Source organism: Pseudomonas sp. TE3895 (genome assembly GCF_056278855.1).
This window is the reverse complement of record NZ_JBWBQE010000001.1, coordinates 1,985,598-2,002,301: the sequence shown is the minus strand read 5'-3', so window position 1 is coordinate 2,002,301 and position 16,704 is coordinate 1,985,598. Positions and strand designations below refer to the sequence as shown.

Below are 16,704 nucleotides of genomic sequence, written 5' to 3'. Positions count from 1 at the left end.
TCAGGTGCGCTCAGCCCAGGCTGCGCTGCTGAAAAATTTCATGGTTACCGCATGGATGCTGCCATTGGCGATCCACGGATTCAGGTGAGCATAGATCGCCTGCTGGCGTTTGACCGGACTCAGGCCAGCCAACTCGTCGCTGATCACGTTCAACTGGAAGTTGCAGCCTTCGCCTTCAACTTCGACCCGGGAACCCGGCAATTTCTCTTCAAGGAAGCTTTTAACTTCTACGGCCTGCATGCTCAACCTCAATCGGCGCCCGATGCGCACGGGTCGGCCATCATACAAAAAAGCCCCTCGCCTGCGAAGCCCAACGAAGGCTTCGCTGACCGAGGGGCCATCATCCGTGCCGGGCCACTAGCTTGCCAGCACTTCATCGAGATCATAGACCTCGGCAATTTCCCGCATGTCGTCAGGCATGCCACGCACTTCGCACGCCTTGCCAGTGGCCTGAGCATCACGCATGTACGCAAGCAATAACGACAAGCCGACACTCGACGACTTCTCGACAGCCGAGCAATCAAGCACCAGTCGCGGCTCGCGCGAGCCATCGATCAGCACCTTGCCTTGCTTGCGCAAGGCCGGGCCGCTGCGGTAATCCAGCACGCCAGCCAGACGCAGCACGCCCGGCTCTGCCATGCTTACAGCGGCCTCGCTCATTTGACGGTCTTCTCTGGCGAGTTGTCGGCAGCCTGCTTGGCCTTGGCCACTTCGCCAGCCCAGCCGTCGATGGTCTTGTCCAGGTCATTGCCGTTGCGCTGCATGGCATCGGCGAACTGGTCACGGAACAGCTTGCCGATGTTGATGCCGTTGACGATCACGTTACGCACCTTCCACTCGCCGCCAATGTTCTCCAGGGTGTACTGCACGGGGTACACGGCACCGTTGTTGCCGGTAACCTTCATGCCGACACTGGCGCGCTTGCCGTCATCGGCTTTAGCCGGGTCGACAGTGATGCCCTGGTTGTTGTACTCGAGCAAGGCATTGCCATAGAACTGCATCAGGCTGCGCTTGAAGTTTTCCTGGAAGCGCTGCATCTGCTCCGGGGTCGCCTTGCGCGAGTATTTCACGGTCATGATGCTGCGCGAGATACCGTCAGCATCCACCACCGGGCCGAGAATGCGGTTGAGCGAGTCATAGAAGGCGTTGGGGTTGGACTTGTACTGCTCCTTGTTGGCCTTGAGGTCGCCGAGCAGTTCATTGGTGGTGCTTTGAACCACTTCGTGCGGTGTCTGCACAGCCAGGGCCAGCAGGGGGAAGGCCGCCAGCAGCACCAGCAAGCCACGTCGCAAGATCGAAATCATGGGTACTCCTTAATTAGCCGGTTGCGCTTCTTTCGGTTCCTTGCCAACAGAGTTGAGCAGGAACTTGCCAATCAGATCCTCCAGCACCAGTGCCGACTGAGTGTCATGGATGGTTGCACCATCCTTGAGAACGTCGTCTTCACCGCCAACGCTGATGCCGATGTACTTCTCACCAAGCAAACCGGCGGTCAGGATCGAGGCAGTGGAGTCGGTCGGCAGGTTATCGACCGACTTGTCCAGCTGCAACGTCACCCGACCGGTGTAGGAATCACGGTCCAGATCGATGGCGGTAACCTTGCCGATGGTCACACCGGCCATGGTCACTTTAGCTCTGACCGTCAAACCGGCGATATTGTCGAAGTAAGCATAAACTTTATAGGTATCGCTGCTCGGGCTGGCCGACAGCCCGCTGACACGCAGGGCCAGCAGCAGCAGCGCCAGGATCCCGGCCAGGAGGAACAGGCCGACACCGATTTCCAGGGTGCGGTTTTGCATCAGAAATCTCCAAACATCAAGGCGGTCAGAATAAAGTCCAGACCCAGCACTGCCAACGAGGCATAGACCACGGTCTTGGTGGTTGCACGACTGATCCCTTCTGAGGTGGGCTCACAGTCGTACCCCTGGAATACGGCGATCCAGGTCGAGACGAAAGCAAACACCAGGCTCTTGACCAGCCCGTTGAGCACGTCGTCAGTGAAAGAAACACTGTTCTGCATGTTGGCCCAGAACGAGCCCTCGTAGACACCCAGCCAGTCCACCGCCACCCACGAGCCACCCCAGATACCGACCACGCTGAAGATCAGCGCCAACAGCGGCAGCGAGATGAAACCGGCCCACAGGCGTGGCGCAACGATGTACTTGAGCGGGTCGACACCGATCATTTCCAGGCTCGACAACTGCTCGGTGGACTTCATGTTGCCGATTTCGGCGGTCAACGCGGAACCGGCACGCCCGGCAAACAGCAACGCCGTTACCACCGGGCCAAGTTCACGCAGCAGGGTCAGGGCGACCATCTGCCCTACCGCCTGCTCCGAGCCGTACTTGGTCAGGATGCTGTAGCCCTGCAGCGCCAGCACCATGCCGATGAACACACCGGACACGACGACGATCGCCAGCGACAGCACACCCACCGAGTACAACTGCTTGGTCAGCAGCTGGAAGCCGCCGCCAATACCACCGCGACCGACCAGCGCATGGAACAGGAACAGGCACGAACGCCCGAGCACGGCCAGCACGTCGATTGCCGAGCGGCCCAGCAGGCGGACACGTTCGAGTAAGGATTTTCTGCGCATCAACGCGCCCCCAGCAGGTCGGCGCGGTAGTCAGGCGCGGGAAAGTGGAAGGGAACCGGGCCATCCGGGTCGCCTTTCATGAATTGGCGGATCCGTGGATTGTCCGAACCCATCAGCTCATCAGGCGTCCCCTGGCCCAGCACTTGGCCGTCACCTACCACGTAAATGTAGTCGGCGATGCTGGCGGTTTCTGCCAGGTCATGGGAAACCACGATGCTGGTGATGCCCAGGGCATCGTTGAGCAGGCGAATCAGGCGCACCAGTACCCCCATGGCGATCGGGTCCTGGCCGACGAACGGTTCGTCGTACATGAGGATCTGCGGGTCCAGGGCAATCGCCCGGGCCAGTGCCACACGGCGCTTCATGCCACCGGACAGCTCGTCGGGCATCAGGTCGATGGCACCGCGCAGGCCCACGGCCTGCAGCTTCATCAACACGATGTCACGGATCATTTCGTCCGACAGCTGAGTATGCACGCGCAGCGGGAACGCGACGTTCTCGAACACATCGAGGTCGGTGAACAACGCGCCGCTCTGGAACAGCACGCCCATCTGCTTGCGGGCGTCGAACAGGTCGCTGCGCGACAGCGTCGGCAGGTTCTGCCCGGCAACCCATACCTCACCGCTCGCGGGGCGCAACTGTGCGCCCATCAGGCGGAGCAACGTGGTCTTGCCGCACCCCGATGGCCCCATGATGCCGGTGACCTTGCCGCGCGGGATGCTGATGTCCACGTTGCTGAAAATGCTGCGCGAACCACGTTTGAAGGTTACACCCTTCAACTCGACCGCGTAGGCGCTATCCACACTCATCTAGACTCCTTGCTAATGCAGCCTCGTCCTAATGGACGCCGGCCTCCATCTGGAAGGCACACGCACCCCTGACAGGCCGAATAGCGGCGAACTATAGCACCGCTGACAGCCCCGCCCCAAGGCCGGACAAGCAGTCGTTCAGCCCCGGGACAGGCTTTGGTGGTATTCACTACAGCAATCGAGGAGGTGAGGGTTTTCATCATTGCGCGTATAATCGTCGCCCTTTCATCAGGCATTGCTTTTTCGACATGAGCCAATCCAGCGAGCTGATCCAATCCGCCCAACGCACTCTGCGCCTGGAACTCGAGGCCGTAGAGGCCCTTTTGGCGCGCATCGACGACAATTTCGTCAAAGCCTGCGAACTGATTCTGACCAGCAAGGGCCGGGTCGTCGTGGTCGGCATGGGCAAGTCCGGGCACATCGGCAACAAGATCGCCGCGACCCTGGCCAGCACCGGCACACCGGCGTTTTTCGTGCATCCGGCCGAAGCCAGCCATGGCGACATGGGCATGATCACCCGTGATGATGTCATCCTTGCGCTGTCGAACTCCGGCAGCACCGCCGAAATCGTCACCCTGCTGCCGTTCATCAAACGCCTTGGCATCAAGCTGATCAGCCTGACCGGCAACCCGGACTCGCCGCTGGCCCAGGCCGCCGAGGTCAACCTTGACGCACGCGTCGAACAAGAGGCCTGCCCGCTGAACCTGGCCCCCACCTCCTCCACCACGGCAGCGCTGGTACTGGGCGACGCCTTGGCCATCGCCTTGCTCGAAGCCCGCGGCTTCACCGCCGAGGACTTCGCCTTCTCGCACCCGGGAGGCGCGCTGGGCCGCCGCCTGCTGCTGAAGGTCGAGAACGTGATGCACGCCGGCGACGACCTGCCTCAAGTACCACGCGGCACCCTGCTCAAGGACGCGCTGCTGGAAATGTCCCACAAAGGTTTGGGCATGACCGTGATCGTCGAAGCCGATGGCAAACTGGCCGGGATCTTCACCGACGGTGACCTGCGCCGCAGCCTGGACCGCAATATCGATGTGCATACCACCCTGATCGACCAGGTCATGACCGTTCATGGCAAGACTGCGCGTGCCGACATGCTCGCCGCCGAAGCCCTGAAGATAATGGAAGACCACAAGATCAACGCCCTGGTGGTGGTGGACCGTGAAGACCGCCCGACCGGCGCCCTGAACATGCATGACCTGCTGCGCGCCGGCGTAATGTAAAGGAGCGATGGAATGAACCAGGACCTCATGCAACGCGGCAAAGGCATCAAGCTGGCAGTGTTCGACGTAGACGGCGTGCTCACCGACGGGCGCCTGTACTTCCTCGAGGATGGCAGCGAATTCAAGACGTTCAATACCCTCGACGGCCAGGGCATCAAGATGCTCATGGCCTCGGGCGTGACCACCGCGATCATCAGCGGGCGCAAGACCCCAGTGGTCGAACGCCGGGCCAGGAACCTCGGTATCCCGCACCTCTACCAAGGTCGGGAGGACAAATTGGTGGTGCTTGACGGCCTGCTCGCCGAACTGGGCCTAAGCTATGATCAAGTGGCTTACCTGGGCGACGACCTGCCCGACCTGCCGGTGATTCGCCGGGTGGCTCTGGGCATGGCCGTAGCCAACGCCGCACCGTTCGTACGCCAGCACGCCCACGGCGTGACCCAGGCACGTGGCGGCGAAGGCGCGGCCCGTGAATTCTGCGAATTGATCATGCAGGCCCAGGGCACCCTGGACGCTGCCAACGCCAACTACCTGTAAGGCTGCCCATGCTCAGCAAGAAAGCCCGAAACATTGTGCTGCTGGGGGCGATAGCCGCCCTGTTGGTAGCCATTGGCTACTGGAATGTCAGCCCGGAAAGCTTCCTCGACAAGCCCGTGGCCCAGGTCGACGAAAGCGCCATCGATTACTACGCGATCAACGCCCACAGCGTGCAGTTCCTGCCCGACGGCAAGCTGCAATACGAAATGACCGCCGACAGAATCGAACACCTCAAGACCAGCGAAGTCACCCAGGTGACCACACCGGACCTGCACCTGTACCGCGGCACCGAGTACCCGTGGCATGTGCAGAGCACGCGCGCCGAGGTCAATCCTGACGGTACCGAGGTCGAACTGATCGACAAGGTACGGATTGCCCGCACCGATGAAAGGCAGCGTGAAACCATCATTACCAGCTCACGCATGACCGTGTTCCCGCAGAAGCAATATGCGCAGACCGAGCAAGCCGTTAGAATCGACGGCGCCGGAGGCACAACTACGGGCAAAGGCATGAAAGCGTATTTGAAAGAAGGCAAGATGGACTTGCTCTCTAACGTAAGAGGACAGTATGAGGCTCGTTAAAACCCTCCCCCTTTTGCTCAGCCTGAGCGCAGCACTGGGAAGCGCGAGCGCCCTCGCCCTGCCGAACGACCGTGACCAGCCTATCCGCATCCAGGCCGACAACGCTCACCTGGATGACAAACAAGGCGTGGCCACTTACACCGGCGACGTGATCATCACTCAGGGTTCGATGATGATCAAAGGCAACACCGTGACCATTACCCGCTCCGCCTCTGGCGATATCGATGTAGTGACCTCGGTGGGCAACCTGGCCTACTTCGAGCAGCAGCAGAGCGCAGCCAAGCCGGACAAGATGAAAGGCTGGGGCGTAACCATCCAGTACCAGTCGCAGAAGGACTTGGTCATTCTCACCGACCGCGCCAAGGTCGAGAGCGAAGGCAATACCACCGAAGGCGAAAAGATCGTCTACAACACTCAGACCCAGGTGGCGACCGCCGGCCGTGGTGGCAATGTGACAACACCCCGTCAGCGCATCGACATGGTGATCCAGCCCAAGAAGAAGGCCGAGTAAATGGCAACCCTCAAAGCCCAGCACCTGGCAAAGAGCTACAAGGGGCGGCAGGTAGTACGTGATGTCAGCCTGTCTATCGACAGCGGCCAGATCGTCGGCCTGCTCGGCCCCAACGGCGCCGGCAAGACCACCTGCTTCTACATGATTGTCGGGCTGGTCCAGGCCGAACAGGGCCGCGTACTGATCGACAACCTCGATGTCAGCCACCAGCCCATGCACGGCCGCGCCCGCGCCGGTATCGGCTACCTGCCGCAGGAAGCCTCGATCTTCCGCAAGCTGTCGGTCGCCGACAACATCATGGCCATCCTCGAGACCCGCAAGGACCTCGATCGGGACGGCCGCCGCAAAGAGCTGGAAAGCCTGCTTCAGGAGTTCCACATCAGCCACATCCGGGACAATCTCGGCATGAGCCTGTCCGGTGGTGAACGCCGCCGCGTCGAAATTGCGCGCGCCCTGGCGACCGCACCCAAGTTCATCCTGCTGGACGAACCGTTCGCCGGTGTCGACCCGATTTCGGTCGGCGACATCAAGCAGATCATCCACCACCTCAAGGCCAAAGGTATCGGTGTACTGATTACCGACCACAACGTGCGTGAAACCTTGGATATCTGCGAAACCGCTTATATCGTCAACGATGGCCGATTGATCGCCGAAGGCGACGCTGAAACCATCCTGGCAAACGACTTGGTCAAAGAAGTTTACCTGGGCCACGAGTTCCGCCTCTGACCCGGCACGCGCCTGAAGTACTGGCAAACAGCCCTGAAACTGCGGGTAAAGTTGTTACGGTACTCTAGGCAAACGCTACAATTTAAGGCATAAAACTTGCTTGATCTGGCGCTTCGGCGCCCTCGTGTAGTGGATGGCGCATGCGCGCCGGCGAACAAGGTATTAAGCCCCTGCCATGAAACCATCGCTCGTCCTAAAAATGGGCCAGCAACTGACGATGACACCTCAGTTGCAACAGGCCATCCGCCTGCTCCAGCTCTCTACCCTGGACCTCCAACAGGAAATCCAGGAAGCGCTGGAGTCGAACCCGATGCTCGAACGTCAGGAAGACGGCGAAGACTTCGACAACAGCGACCCGATGGCCGACAACGCCGAGAACAAGCCGGCCGCCGAAGTTCAGGACAACAGTTTCCAGGAAAGCACCGTCAGCGCCGACAACCTGGAAGACGGTGAGTGGAGCGAGCGCATCCCCAACGAGCTCCCCGTCGATACGGCCTGGGAAGACATCTACCAGACCAGCGCCAGCAGCCTGCCGAGCAACGATGATGACGAATGGGACTTCACCACGCGCACATCGGCCGGCGAAAGCCTGCAAAGCCACCTGCTGTGGCAGTTGAACCTGGCGCCGATGTCCGACACCGACCGCTTGATTGCCGTGACCCTGATCGACAGCATCAACGGCCAGGGCTACCTGGAAGACACACTCGAAGAAATCTGCGCAGGGTTCGACCCGGAGCTGGATATCGAGCTGGACGAGGTCGAAGCCGTACTGCACCGCATCCAGCAGTTCGAGCCGGCTGGCGTCGGCGCCCGCAATCTGGGCGAATGCCTGTTGCTGCAACTGCGCCAACTGCCCGCTACAACCCCGTGGATGACCGAAGCCAAGCGCCTGGTCACCGATTTCATCGACCTGCTCGGCAGCCGTGACTACAGCCAGCTGATGCGGCGGATGAAAATCAAGGAAGACGAGCTGCGCCAGGTCATCGAACTGGTGCAAAGCCTTAACCCGCGCCCTGGTTCGCAGATCGAGTCCAGCGAGCCCGAGTACGTGGTGCCCGACGTCATCGTGCGCAAGGACAGCGACCGTTGGCTGGTAGAACTGAACCAGGAAGCCATCCCACGCCTGCGCGTCAACCCACAATACGCCGGCTTCGTGCGCCGTGCCGACACCAGTGCCGACAACACCTTCATGCGCAACCAGCTGCAGGAAGCGCGTTGGTTCATCAAGAGCCTGCAAAGCCGTAACGAAACCCTGATGAAAGTTGCCACGCAGATCGTCGAGCACCAGCGCGGCTTCCTCGACCACGGCGACGAAGCGATGAAGCCGTTGGTACTGCATGACATTGCCGAAGCCGTAGGCATGCACGAATCGACCATCTCGCGGGTTACCACGCAGAAATACATGCACACCCCGCGTGGCATCTACGAACTGAAATACTTTTTCTCCAGCCATGTCAGCACCTCCGAAGGCGGAGAATGCTCGTCCACGGCGATCCGCGCGATCATCAAGAAACTGGTTGCGGCGGAAAATCAGAAAAAGCCATTGAGTGACAGCAAGATCGCTGGTTTACTGGAGGCACAAGGCATCCAGGTAGCCCGTCGCACCGTCGCCAAGTACCGCGAGTCCCTCGGCATCGCACCGTCGAGCGAACGCAAGCGACTGATGTAGCCCCTGAGATGTGCCACAGCGTTTTCGTGGCAGGTGCAAGACCTGCCTCTTTATGCACGGGCAACAAAGGAGAAGCTGTATGCAAGTCAATATCAGTGGACAGCATGTAGAAGTCACCCAGCCACTGCGCGATTACGTGCTTGAAAAGCTCGCCCGCGTGGAGAGTCACTTCGACAAGATCACCAACGTGCAGGTAATCATGAAAGTCGAGAAGCTTCAGCAGAAGGTCGAGGCGACCCTGCAGATTCCCGGCGGCGAAGTGGTAGCCAACGCCGAACACGAAGACATGTATGCAGCGATCGACGCCTTGGCCGACAAGCTCGACCGCCAACTGAAAAAACACAAGGAAAAACAGCAAAGCCTGCTGCAAGGTGCAGCTGCCCGCTGATCCCCCTCATCCATGATCCGACTTGAAACCATCCTGACCCCCGGCCGTTCCCTCGTGAACGTGCCGGGCGGCAGCAAGAAGCGCGCCCTGGAAAAGGTCGCCACTGTCATCGCCGACCAAGTGCCAGAACTGGAGATGCAGGACGTCTTCGAAAAACTGGTAGCCCGGGAAAAGCTCGGTTCTACCGGTTTTGGCAATGGCATCGCCATCCCGCACTGCCGGCTTGAAGGATGCTCCGCGCCAGTCAGCGCCCTGCTGCACCTGGAAGCGCCTATCGATTACGACGCCATTGATGGCGCGCCGGTGGACCTGTTGTTTGTGCTGCTGGTGCCCGAAGCGGCCACCGATGCCCACCTTGAACTTCTGCGTCAGATCGCCAGCATGCTCGATCGCAAGGAGGTCCGTGATCGACTGCGTGCGGCCACCAGCAACGAGGCCCTGTTCCAGGTTGTCCTGGACGTACAGAACGAGCACTGAACATGCGCCTGATCATCGTCAGCGGCCGGTCCGGCTCCGGCAAGAGCACCGCCCTCGATGTCCTGGAAGACAGCGGTTTCTATTGCATCGACAATCTGCCAGCCGGGCTATTGCCGCAGTTGGCGGAAAATGCACTGATCAACACCGAATTGCTGCAGCCCAAGGTGGCGGTTTCGATCGACGCACGCAACCTGCCCAGCCACCTGCTGCGTTTTCCCGAGCTGCTTGAAGAAGCCCGCGCACGGCACATCCAGTGCGACGTGTTGTACCTGGATGCCGATGAAGAGGTCCTTCTCAAGCGTTTCTCGGAAACCCGCAGGCGGCACCCCCTGACCAACGCCAACCGCTCGCTCGCGGAAGCGATCCGCGTGGAAAGCGATTTGTTGGGCCCTATTGCCGACCTGGCCGACCTGAAGATCGACACCACCAACCTGAACCTGTACCAGTTGCGTGACTCGATCAAACTGCGCCTGCTCAACCAACCCGAGCCTGGCACAGCGTTTCTGGTCGAGTCGTTCGGGTTCAAACGGGGCATGCCGGTCGACGCCGACCTGGTTTTTGACGTGCGCTGCCTGCCCAACCCCTACTGGAAACCAGAACTGCGTGAGCACTCAGGTCTCGATCAACCCGTGATCGACTACCTGGCCGCACAACCGGATGTCGAAGACATGTACAACGACATCTCCAGCTACCTGCTCAAATGGTTGCCCCGCTTCGCTGCCAGCAACCGCGCCTACGTAACCATTGCCATCGGCTGCACTGGCGGCCATCACCGTTCGGTGTACATCACCGAGCGCCTTGGTCAACAGCTGCAGCAAACCCTGAAAAACGTCCAGGTCCGTCATCGCGACCTCTAGCCCAAGGATCCACCCCAGATGCCCGCCCGCGAAATCACCATCATCAACAAGCTGGGTCTGCATGCCCGGGCGGCAGCCAAGTTCGTCGGTGTGGCCGGCCGCTTCCCCTGCCAGGTACGGGTAGGTCGCGCCCCGGACAAGCTGGTGGATGGCAAGAGCATCATGGCGGTGATGATGCTGGCCGCAGGCAAAGGCACCCAGGTGCACCTGCATACCGAGGGCGAGCAGGACAGCGACGCCATGGACGCACTGGTCGAGCTGATCAACAATTTCTTTGACGAAGGCGAATAGGCCTCGCAAACCTGCGCTTGCACAAGATCAGGACATCGCGGTATCCATCACCATCATCAGACAGAAGCCTGTACACAGCCCAAGGCTGGCCAGACGATGATGGCCATTGCTGCGCGATTCGGGGATGATTTCCTGGGTGACCACCAGCAACATCGCCCCCGCTGCACAGGCCAGCCCCAGCGGCAGCAGCAGTTCGGCAACATTCACCAGCCAGGCACAGATCAACGCCGCCACCGGCTCGACCAAGCCTGAGGCTGCGCCGATCAGGAAGGCCTTGAAGCGCGGCATGCCCGCCCCTGCCAGCACCAGCGCGATCACCAGCCCCTCAGGTACATCCTGCAAGGCAATGCCCATGGCCAGGCTGTCGGCGTCGGCCATACCTCCCCCGGCCGACACACCAATGGCCATACCTTCGGGGATGTTGTGGGCAATGATGGCAATCACGAACAGCCAGATGCGCGCTGCAATCACCGGCTGGTTTGCTGTGCCCACCAACGCCTCCGGCGAAGCCCAGGATACCTTGAGGTCGACCAGGAACAGGCACAACGCCCCGAACATCAGGCCAAAACTGACCAGGCCACCTGCCCCCCAAGGGCTGAAGCCAATAGACTGAGCCGCCGCCAGGCCCGGCATGATCAGGGAAAACGCGGTGGCCGCCAGCATCACGCCAGCACCGAAGCCCAACAGCGTATCCGCCAGCGCCACGGGCATATTGCGAATGACCAGTACCGGTACTGCGCCCAGTGCCGTACCCAGCGCGCATAAAGCACCGCCCTCCAGGGCGCGCAGCATGCGCGGATCGAGGTCTAGCCAGGCGAGGCCCCGTGCCACCAGTAACGCGGCGCCAGCCAGCAAAAGCAAAGTCCCAAGCGCCAGGCGGAACAGGCGCACACTGCTGACAGACATCACCTCAGAGCGCATACCGGTCCGACTCACTTCAGGGCTTCAAGGTAACGACGTTCAACTTCCACCCAGTCAATGACGTTGTAGAAGGCACCGATGTATTCCGGACGACGGTTCTGGTACTTGAGGTAGTAAGCGTGCTCCCACACGTCCAGGCCCAGGATCGGCGCATTGCCGTGCATCAGCGGGCTGTCCTGGTTGCCGCTACTCTCCACCACCAACGTTTTTTGCGGCGTGACGCTGAGCCAGGCCCAACCGCTGCCGAAGCGGGTCAACGCGGCTTTGGTGAAAGCCTCCTTGAAAGCCTCGAAGCCGCCAAGTTGTGCTGTGACGGCTTGCGCCAGCTGGCCCACAGGCTCGCCACCGCCCTGAGGTGACATGACAGTCCAGAACAGGCTGTGGTTGGCGTGACCGCCACCGTGGTTGGTCACAGCGCCACGCAGGTTCTCCGGCAGTTGCTTGACGGCAGCGACCAGTTTTTCCACCGGCCATTCGGCCCACTCGGTACCTTCGAGGGCGGCATTGAGGCCGTTCACGTAGGTCTGGTGATGCTTGGTGTGGTGGATTTCCATTGTCTGGGCATCAATGTGTGGTTCCAGCGCATCGTAGGCGTATGGCAATGCAGGCAAGGTATGGGGCATGTCAGTGAATTCCGTAGGCATGGGTTCTGGGTGCCACATCCGGCAGGGCAGCGAGCTCGCTGGCCCCGGCGCTGTGGCGATTGAGCAAGCGCTCGGTACGCGGGTACTGGCCATACTCGGCAATGAAACTCAGCAGCTCGGTGTAAGTGCGCGCACTGTGGCGCAAGGCTGCATCACGCAGCGCCTGAGGCAGGCGCGCTTCCTGGCAGGCCTGCAGCAGTCGCTGGTGAGCAGCGCACAGGTAGTCGGCGCTTTCATGCGGCTGATCAAGGCGCAGGTGCAGGTCAGCCAGGTTGTGGTGGGCGATGACGAATGCAGCCACCGCTTCGTCCACGTCATGCCAGCGCTCGAACAGCACCTGGGCCAACGCCAAGGCCTGCAGGTAGTGTTCCCGGGCGTCCACCAGTTCGCCTTGTTCGAATAGGCGGTTGGCGGTTTCCGTGGTGCGTTTCCAGTGCTGCATGGTTGTCTCCTGGGCGGTGACGCAGTGTCAGATACCGCCGGCGGTGAGTTTTTCCGGGTCCAGCAGCGCTTCAAGCTGGTCGCGGGACAGGTCGGTGTGCTCCAGCGCCACATCGATGATTGGACGACCCTGCTTGTAGGCGGTCTTGGCGATTTCGGCGGCCTTGAGGTAGCCGATGATCGGATTCAACGCCGTGACCAGAATCGGGTTGCGCGCGAGCGCTTCCTTGAGTTTGTCTTCGTTGACCTTGAAGCTGGCGATGGCTTTGTCGGCCAGCAAGCGGCTGACATTGGCCATCAGCTCGATGCTTTCCAGCAGGTTGCGGGCGATTACCGGCAGCATCACGTTCAGCTCGAAGTTACCGGCTTGGCCTGCGACGGCGATGGTCGCGTCGTTGCCAATCACTTGGGCGGCGACCATGGCAGTGGCCTCCGGGATCACCGGGTTGACCTTGCCTGGCATGATCGAAGAGCCCGGCTGCAGAGCTTGCAGCTCGATTTCGCCCAGACCGGCCAGCGGGCCGGAGTTCATCCAGCGCAGATCGTTGGCGATTTTCATCAACGCCACCGCAGTGGTCTTGAGCTGGCCAGACAAAGCCACGGCAGTGTCCTGCGAGCCGATCAGTGCGAACAGGTTCTGGCCGGGCGTGAACTCGATCTTGGTCAAGCCACTGAGCTGGCGAGCGAAACCGACAGCGAACTGCGGATGGGCGTTGATGCCGGTACCCACGGCGGTTCCGCCCTGGGCCAGCGCCTGCAAGCGCGGCAGCACCCCTTCGATGTGCGCCTTGGCAGCATTGATCTGCGCTGCCCAGCCATCCAGCACCTGGCTCATGCGCACGGGCATCGCGTCCATCAGGTGAGTACGACCGGTCTTCACGAATTGATGTACTTGTGCCGACTTGACCTCGATCACCTGTACCAGGTGCGCCAGGGCTGGCAGCAACTGCTCGTGCAGGGCCAGCGCGGCGCTGACATGGATGGTGGTCGGAATGATGTCATTGCTGCTCTGGCCACAGTTGACGTGGTCATTGGCGTTGACCGCCTCACCCAGTACATGGGTAGCCAAGGTGGCGATCACCTCATTGGCGTTCATGTTCGAACTGGTGCCAGAGCCTGTCTGGAACACATCCACCGGGAAGTGCTGGATGAAGTCCTCGGCCAGCAATTGCTCGACAGCCTTGACGATAGCCTGGCCCTGCCCGGCAGACAGTTGCTCCAGTTCGACGTTGGCCTTGGCCGCAGCGGCCTTGGCCAGCAACAAGGCACGAATGAACTGGGCCGGCATACGCTGGCCGCTGATCGGGAAGTTGTCGACCGCGCGCTGGGTCTGGGCGCCATAGAGGGCCTGGGCCGGCACCTGCAGCTCACCCATGCTGTCACGCTCGATACGGGTATCACTCATCATCAAATCCTTGCATCAGTTCATCGGGAGAAATCGAAGGCAGCAGACGGCAATTGGCCAGCTGCAGGGCGTAGGGTTGCCAGCGTTGGTTCTGTTCCTGGCGGTCGAGGTTGCGCAGGTCCAGCAGAGGACGCCAGGCCTGGTCCAGGCACAGACAACGCCAATGCCAGGGGAGCATGCGATCGCAGGCGGTATCCAGCAGCAGGCGAAACGCTGTCAGCGCCACCGTCCATGGCGAGGTTTCGGTGCAGCACACCAGATAGCGGCCTTCGGCCAGGTAATGCTCGATCAGGCGCGGCTCGTCGGGGTCGAGCGCACAGCGAATGCGCCGGCTGAGCCAGCGCCAGTTTTCCAGGTAGGGCAGTTCGCGGAGGACGGATTTCATGAACATCATCGCCGGGTTACTGGATAATGATATTCATTATTAAGTGATAAATAGAATCACTTCAAGAAAAAGGTGATGAAATAAAAACCCGGCGCGGGGGCCGGGTCTTCGGATTTGCAGAGAAAGGTGTAGTGCTGTGTAGGCCTCTTCGCGGGTAAACCCGCTCCTACAGCGGCCTGTGTCCCCGCCCCGATGTGCGTCTACCACCGTGTAGGAGCGGATGGATCCGCGCTAGGGCCGGCGCAGGCTAAAGATCAGCTACCAGCAACGGTCATCCGCTCGATCAGCACCGAGCCCGTATGAATGTTGCTACGGGTTTCAAGATCGCTACCGATCGCGACAATCTGCTGGAACATGTCCTTCATGTTTCCGGCGATGGTGACTTCCTGCACGGCATGCTGAATCTCGCCATTCTCGACCCAGAACCCCGCCGCACCACGGGAATAGTCCCCCGTCACCATGTTCAAGCCATGCCCCATCAGTTCGGTCACCAGCAGCCCGCGCCCCATGCGGCGAATCAGCGCGGCCTGATCTTCGACACCGTGGCTGACGAACAGGTTGTGCACGCCACCGGAATTGGCCGTACTCGGCAAACCCAGCTTGCGCCCCGAATAGGTACCCAGCAAGTACGACACCAGCTCGCCTTTGTCGACAAACGGTTTGGCATAGGTGGCCAGGCCATCACCGTCGAAGGCGGCGCTGCCCAACGCGCGCGGAATATGCGGGCGTTCGTCGAGGGTCAGCCAGGAAGGGAACAGGCGCTGGCCAATGGTACCCTCCAGGAACGACGACTTGCGGTACAGGTTGCCGCCGGAAATGGCCGACAGGAAGCTGCCGAACAGGCCACCGGCCAATTCGGCCGAAAACAGCACCGGTACCTCGCAAGTCGGCACCGGCCGGGCGCCAAGGCGGCTGGCGGCACGCTGGGCAGCGCGCAGGCCGATGCTGCTCGGGTCGGCCAGCAGGTTGCCCTGGCGGTTCACGTCGTACCAGTAGTCACGCTGCATCTGCCCGTCGCCTTCGGCAATCATCACGCAGCTCAGGCTGTGCCGGGTCGAGGCGTAACCACCGATGAATCCATGGCTGTTGCCATACACGCGGCAGCCCTGATGGGTATTGAGGGTGGTGCCATCGGCGTTGAGGATGCGCGGGTCGGCGTCGAACGCCGCCGCCTCGCAGGCCAGGGCCATTTCGATGGCCTTCTCGGGCTCGATACCCCAGTCGTGGTACAGGTCCAGATCCGGGATTTCACGCGCCATCAGCGCTGCGTCGGCCAAGCCCGAGCATTCATCCTCGGAGGTATGCCTGGCAATTGCCAACGCTGCAGTGACGGTCTCGCGAATCGCCTCCGGACCACTGGCCGAGGTGCTGGCCGAACCTTTGCGCTGGCCAACATAAAGGGTGATACCAAAGCCTTGGTCGCGGTTGAACTCGACCGTTTCGACCTCACGCTGGCGTACGGTGGTGGACAGCCCTTGCTCCAGCGACACCGCCACTTCGCAGGCACTGGCCCCCTGACGACGCGCCTCGGCGATGATCGCCTCGACCTGTTCCTGCAATGCTGGCAGGTCTTTCGGACCTACGCTCTGGACTGCACTCATGGTTCTCTCCACTCAAATTCTGCGTTCGGCTTGGGGTCATTCTACGACCGGGCCGGACAAGCGGCCCCCGACTGGTTATCATGGCGGCGATTTCTAGCGGACTGCCACCATGGTTGATTCAAACGACGACGCCTTCGACGGCGAAAAAAGCAAAACCCAGATCAAGCGCGAACTGCATGCGCTGGTCGAACTCGGCGAGCGGCTTACCACGCTCAAGGCCGATACCTTGGCGCGCCTGCCTTTGACCGACGAGCTGCGCAAGGCACTGGCTGAGGCCAGCAAGCACACCGCTCATGGCGCCCGTAAACGCCACATGTCGTTCGTCGGCAAGCTCATGCGCGTGCAAGACCTCGATGCCATCCATGCCTTGCTCGAACAGATGGACAGCTCGACTCGCCAGTACAACGAACGTTTCCACAGCCTGGAGCGCTGGCGTGACCGGTTGATCGACGGTAACGACGAAGACCTCGAGCGCTTCGTCAACGAGTATCCCGACACCGACCGCCAGCAGTTGCGCTCGCTGGTGCGCCATGCCCAGCACGAGAAGGCGCGGAACAAGCCGCCTGCCGCCGCGCGCAAGGTGTTCAAGTACATCCGCGACCTCGACGAGTTGCAGCGCGGGTTGCGCTGACGGACTGGGGC

The 16,704-nt window shown here is 61.1% G+C and carries 23 protein-coding genes; 11 read left to right on the top strand and 12 right to left on the bottom strand.

The window, feature by feature from the left end:
* The 6 genes from ACZ889_RS09035 to ACZ889_RS09010 form a co-directional block, all read right to left on the bottom strand.
* The gene (locus ACZ889_RS09035) at nt 1–240 is read right to left on the bottom strand and encodes a BolA family protein (RefSeq protein WP_003255121.1); all 240 of its coding nucleotides are present in this window, start codon (nt 238–240) and stop codon (nt 1–3) included.
* A gap of 117 nt (nt 241–357) precedes the next feature.
* Nucleotides 358–660, bottom strand: coding sequence for an STAS domain-containing protein (locus ACZ889_RS09030; RefSeq protein WP_003255122.1), 303 nt, complete (start codon nt 658–660; stop codon nt 358–360).
* The gene (locus ACZ889_RS09025) at nt 657–1,304 is read right to left on the bottom strand and encodes an MlaC/ttg2D family ABC transporter substrate-binding protein (protein ID WP_003255123.1); all 648 of its coding nucleotides are present in this window, start codon (nt 1,302–1,304) and stop codon (nt 657–659) included. Before ACZ889_RS09025 ends, ACZ889_RS09030 begins: the two co-directional genes overlap by 4 nt.
* A 9-nt stretch (nt 1,305–1,313) precedes the next feature.
* Nucleotides 1,314–1,799 (bottom strand): outer membrane lipid asymmetry maintenance protein MlaD, encoded by a 486-nt coding sequence (gene mlaD, locus ACZ889_RS09020; RefSeq protein ID WP_014755441.1) that lies wholly within the window; start codon nt 1,797–1,799, stop codon nt 1,314–1,316.
* Complete coding sequence (mlaE, locus tag ACZ889_RS09015; protein ID WP_003255125.1) at nt 1,799–2,596, bottom strand: lipid asymmetry maintenance ABC transporter permease subunit MlaE; 798 nt, start codon at nt 2,594–2,596, stop codon at nt 1,799–1,801. Before mlaE ends, mlaD begins: the two co-directional genes overlap by 1 nt.
* Entirely contained in the window at nt 2,596–3,405 is an 810-nt protein-coding gene (locus tag ACZ889_RS09010; RefSeq protein ID WP_003255127.1) for an ATP-binding cassette domain-containing protein, read from the bottom strand. The genes mlaE and ACZ889_RS09010 overlap by 1 nt, the downstream gene beginning before the upstream one ends.
* 248 nt (nt 3,406–3,653) lie before the next feature.
* On the opposite strand from ACZ889_RS09010, the gene ACZ889_RS09005 reads away from it, so the two are divergent.
* The 10 genes from ACZ889_RS09005 to ACZ889_RS08960 all read left to right on the top strand — a co-directional run bounded on the left by ACZ889_RS09005 (nt 3,654) and on the right by ACZ889_RS08960 (nt 10,665).
* On the top strand, nt 3,654–4,628 hold the full coding sequence (locus ACZ889_RS09005) for a KpsF/GutQ family sugar-phosphate isomerase (protein WP_180688788.1): 975 nt from the start codon (nt 3,654–3,656) through the stop codon (nt 4,626–4,628).
* 12 nt (nt 4,629–4,640) lie between these two features.
* Nucleotides 4,641–5,165, top strand: a complete 525-nt coding sequence (locus tag ACZ889_RS09000; RefSeq protein WP_020192841.1) for a KdsC family phosphatase — start codon at nt 4,641–4,643, stop codon at nt 5,163–5,165.
* Nucleotides 5,166–5,173: 8 nt separating this feature from the next.
* The gene (gene lptC, locus ACZ889_RS08995) at nt 5,174–5,746 is read left to right on the top strand and encodes an LPS export ABC transporter periplasmic protein LptC (RefSeq protein ID WP_003255130.1); all 573 of its coding nucleotides are present in this window, start codon (nt 5,174–5,176) and stop codon (nt 5,744–5,746) included.
* Nucleotides 5,733–6,257, top strand: a complete 525-nt coding sequence (gene lptA / locus ACZ889_RS08990; protein WP_003255131.1) for a lipopolysaccharide transport periplasmic protein LptA — start codon at nt 5,733–5,735, stop codon at nt 6,255–6,257. Before lptC ends, lptA begins: the two co-directional genes overlap by 14 nt.
* A complete protein-coding gene (gene lptB / locus ACZ889_RS08985) occupies nt 6,258–6,983 on the top strand; it encodes an LPS export ABC transporter ATP-binding protein (RefSeq protein WP_003255132.1) in 726 nt (241 codons plus the stop codon).
* Nucleotides 6,984–7,158: 175 nt separating this feature from the next.
* Complete coding sequence (locus tag ACZ889_RS08980) at nt 7,159–8,652, top strand: RNA polymerase factor sigma-54 (RefSeq protein ID WP_003255133.1); 1,494 nt, start codon at nt 7,159–7,161, stop codon at nt 8,650–8,652.
* 79 nt (nt 8,653–8,731) lie between these two features.
* Nucleotides 8,732–9,040 carry a ribosome hibernation-promoting factor, HPF/YfiA family gene (gene hpf, locus ACZ889_RS08975; protein ID WP_003255135.1) on the top strand — a complete coding sequence of 103 codons (309 nt, stop codon included), beginning with the start codon at nt 8,732–8,734 and terminating at the stop codon, nt 9,038–9,040.
* Nucleotides 9,041–9,052: 12 nt separating this feature from the next.
* Nucleotides 9,053–9,517, top strand: coding sequence for a PTS IIA-like nitrogen regulatory protein PtsN (ptsN, locus tag ACZ889_RS08970; protein WP_003255137.1), 465 nt, complete (start codon nt 9,053–9,055; stop codon nt 9,515–9,517).
* A 2-nt stretch (nt 9,518–9,519) separates the two neighbouring features.
* The gene (gene rapZ / locus ACZ889_RS08965; protein WP_180688789.1) at nt 9,520–10,374 is read left to right on the top strand and encodes an RNase adapter RapZ; all 855 of its coding nucleotides are present in this window, start codon (nt 9,520–9,522) and stop codon (nt 10,372–10,374) included.
* An 18-nt stretch (nt 10,375–10,392) separates the two neighbouring features.
* Entirely contained in the window at nt 10,393–10,665 is a 273-nt protein-coding gene (locus ACZ889_RS08960; protein ID WP_010952144.1) for an HPr family phosphocarrier protein, read from the top strand.
* A gap of 27 nt (nt 10,666–10,692) precedes the next feature.
* Here ACZ889_RS08960 and ACZ889_RS08955 read toward each other — a convergent pair whose 3' ends face one another.
* From ACZ889_RS08955 to pmbA, 6 genes are all read right to left on the bottom strand, one after another.
* Nucleotides 10,693–11,586, bottom strand: coding sequence for a ZIP family metal transporter (locus tag ACZ889_RS08955; RefSeq protein ID WP_003255142.1), 894 nt, complete (start codon nt 11,584–11,586; stop codon nt 10,693–10,695).
* Nucleotides 11,587–11,597: 11 nt separating this feature from the next.
* Nucleotides 11,598–12,209, bottom strand: coding sequence for a superoxide dismutase (locus ACZ889_RS08950; RefSeq protein ID WP_003255144.1), 612 nt, complete (start codon nt 12,207–12,209; stop codon nt 11,598–11,600).
* Between the two features lies 1 nt (nt 12,210).
* Nucleotides 12,211–12,672 carry a hypothetical protein gene (locus ACZ889_RS08945; RefSeq protein ID WP_180688790.1) on the bottom strand — a complete coding sequence of 154 codons (462 nt, stop codon included), beginning with the start codon at nt 12,670–12,672 and terminating at the stop codon, nt 12,211–12,213.
* A 27-nt stretch (nt 12,673–12,699) separates the two neighbouring features.
* Nucleotides 12,700–14,076, bottom strand: coding sequence for a class II fumarate hydratase (locus ACZ889_RS08940; protein ID WP_047604996.1), 1,377 nt, complete (start codon nt 14,074–14,076; stop codon nt 12,700–12,702).
* Nucleotides 14,069–14,470 (bottom strand): hypothetical protein, encoded by a 402-nt coding sequence (locus ACZ889_RS08935; RefSeq protein WP_012051310.1) that lies wholly within the window; start codon nt 14,468–14,470, stop codon nt 14,069–14,071. The genes ACZ889_RS08940 and ACZ889_RS08935 overlap by 8 nt, the downstream gene beginning before the upstream one ends.
* 245 nt (nt 14,471–14,715) lie before the next feature.
* On the bottom strand, nt 14,716–16,062 hold the full coding sequence (gene pmbA / locus ACZ889_RS08930; protein WP_180688791.1) for a metalloprotease PmbA: 1,347 nt from the start codon (nt 16,060–16,062) through the stop codon (nt 14,716–14,718).
* A gap of 109 nt (nt 16,063–16,171) precedes the next feature.
* Between pmbA and yjgA the strand changes: the two genes are divergently transcribed.
* The gene (yjgA, locus tag ACZ889_RS08925) at nt 16,172–16,693 is read left to right on the top strand and encodes a ribosome biogenesis factor YjgA (RefSeq protein WP_003255152.1); all 522 of its coding nucleotides are present in this window, start codon (nt 16,172–16,174) and stop codon (nt 16,691–16,693) included.
* Nucleotides 16,694–16,704 lie beyond the last annotated feature (11 nt).

What these genes read in the sequence shown, in the direction of transcription:
- ACZ889_RS08960 (WP_010952144.1), top strand. Translation starts at nt 10,393, where the DNA reads ATGCCCGCCCGCGAAATCACCATCATCAACAAGCTGGGTCTGCATGCC.
- ACZ889_RS09035 (WP_003255121.1), bottom strand. Translation starts at nt 240, where the DNA reads ATGCAGGCCGTAGAAGTTAAAAGCTTCCTTGAAGAGAAATTGCCGGGT.
- mlaD (WP_014755441.1), bottom strand. Translation starts at nt 1,799, where the DNA reads ATGCAAAACCGCACCCTGGAAATCGGTGTCGGCCTGTTCCTCCTGGCC.
- ACZ889_RS09030 (WP_003255122.1), bottom strand. Translation starts at nt 660, where the DNA reads ATGAGCGAGGCCGCTGTAAGCATGGCAGAGCCGGGCGTGCTGCGTCTG.
- ACZ889_RS09025 (WP_003255123.1), bottom strand. Translation starts at nt 1,304, where the DNA reads ATGATTTCGATCTTGCGACGTGGCTTGCTGGTGCTGCTGGCGGCCTTC.
- ptsN (WP_003255137.1), top strand. Translation starts at nt 9,053, where the DNA reads ATGATCCGACTTGAAACCATCCTGACCCCCGGCCGTTCCCTCGTGAAC.
- ACZ889_RS09010 (WP_003255127.1), bottom strand. Translation starts at nt 3,405, where the DNA reads ATGAGTGTGGATAGCGCCTACGCGGTCGAGTTGAAGGGTGTAACCTTC.
- ACZ889_RS09000 (WP_020192841.1), top strand. Translation starts at nt 4,641, where the DNA reads ATGAACCAGGACCTCATGCAACGCGGCAAAGGCATCAAGCTGGCAGTG.
- pmbA (WP_180688791.1), bottom strand. Translation starts at nt 16,062, where the DNA reads ATGAGTGCAGTCCAGAGCGTAGGTCCGAAAGACCTGCCAGCATTGCAG.
- ACZ889_RS08950 (WP_003255144.1), bottom strand. Translation starts at nt 12,209, where the DNA reads ATGCCCCATACCTTGCCTGCATTGCCATACGCCTACGATGCGCTGGAA.
- ACZ889_RS08940 (WP_047604996.1), bottom strand. Translation starts at nt 14,076, where the DNA reads ATGAGTGATACCCGTATCGAGCGTGACAGCATGGGTGAGCTGCAGGTG.
- ACZ889_RS08935 (WP_012051310.1), bottom strand. Translation starts at nt 14,470, where the DNA reads ATGATGTTCATGAAATCCGTCCTCCGCGAACTGCCCTACCTGGAAAAC.
- rapZ (WP_180688789.1), top strand. Translation starts at nt 9,520, where the DNA reads ATGCGCCTGATCATCGTCAGCGGCCGGTCCGGCTCCGGCAAGAGCACC.
- ACZ889_RS08980 (WP_003255133.1), top strand. Translation starts at nt 7,159, where the DNA reads ATGAAACCATCGCTCGTCCTAAAAATGGGCCAGCAACTGACGATGACA.
- yjgA (WP_003255152.1), top strand. Translation starts at nt 16,172, where the DNA reads ATGGTTGATTCAAACGACGACGCCTTCGACGGCGAAAAAAGCAAAACC.
- lptA (WP_003255131.1), top strand. Translation starts at nt 5,733, where the DNA reads ATGAGGCTCGTTAAAACCCTCCCCCTTTTGCTCAGCCTGAGCGCAGCA.
- lptB (WP_003255132.1), top strand. Translation starts at nt 6,258, where the DNA reads ATGGCAACCCTCAAAGCCCAGCACCTGGCAAAGAGCTACAAGGGGCGG.
- mlaE (WP_003255125.1), bottom strand. Translation starts at nt 2,596, where the DNA reads ATGCGCAGAAAATCCTTACTCGAACGTGTCCGCCTGCTGGGCCGCTCG.
- lptC (WP_003255130.1), top strand. Translation starts at nt 5,174, where the DNA reads ATGCTCAGCAAGAAAGCCCGAAACATTGTGCTGCTGGGGGCGATAGCC.
- ACZ889_RS08955 (WP_003255142.1), bottom strand. Translation starts at nt 11,586, where the DNA reads ATGCGCTCTGAGGTGATGTCTGTCAGCAGTGTGCGCCTGTTCCGCCTG.
- ACZ889_RS09005 (WP_180688788.1), top strand. Translation starts at nt 3,654, where the DNA reads ATGAGCCAATCCAGCGAGCTGATCCAATCCGCCCAACGCACTCTGCGC.
- hpf (WP_003255135.1), top strand. Translation starts at nt 8,732, where the DNA reads ATGCAAGTCAATATCAGTGGACAGCATGTAGAAGTCACCCAGCCACTG.
- ACZ889_RS08945 (WP_180688790.1), bottom strand. Translation starts at nt 12,672, where the DNA reads ATGCAGCACTGGAAACGCACCACGGAAACCGCCAACCGCCTATTCGAA.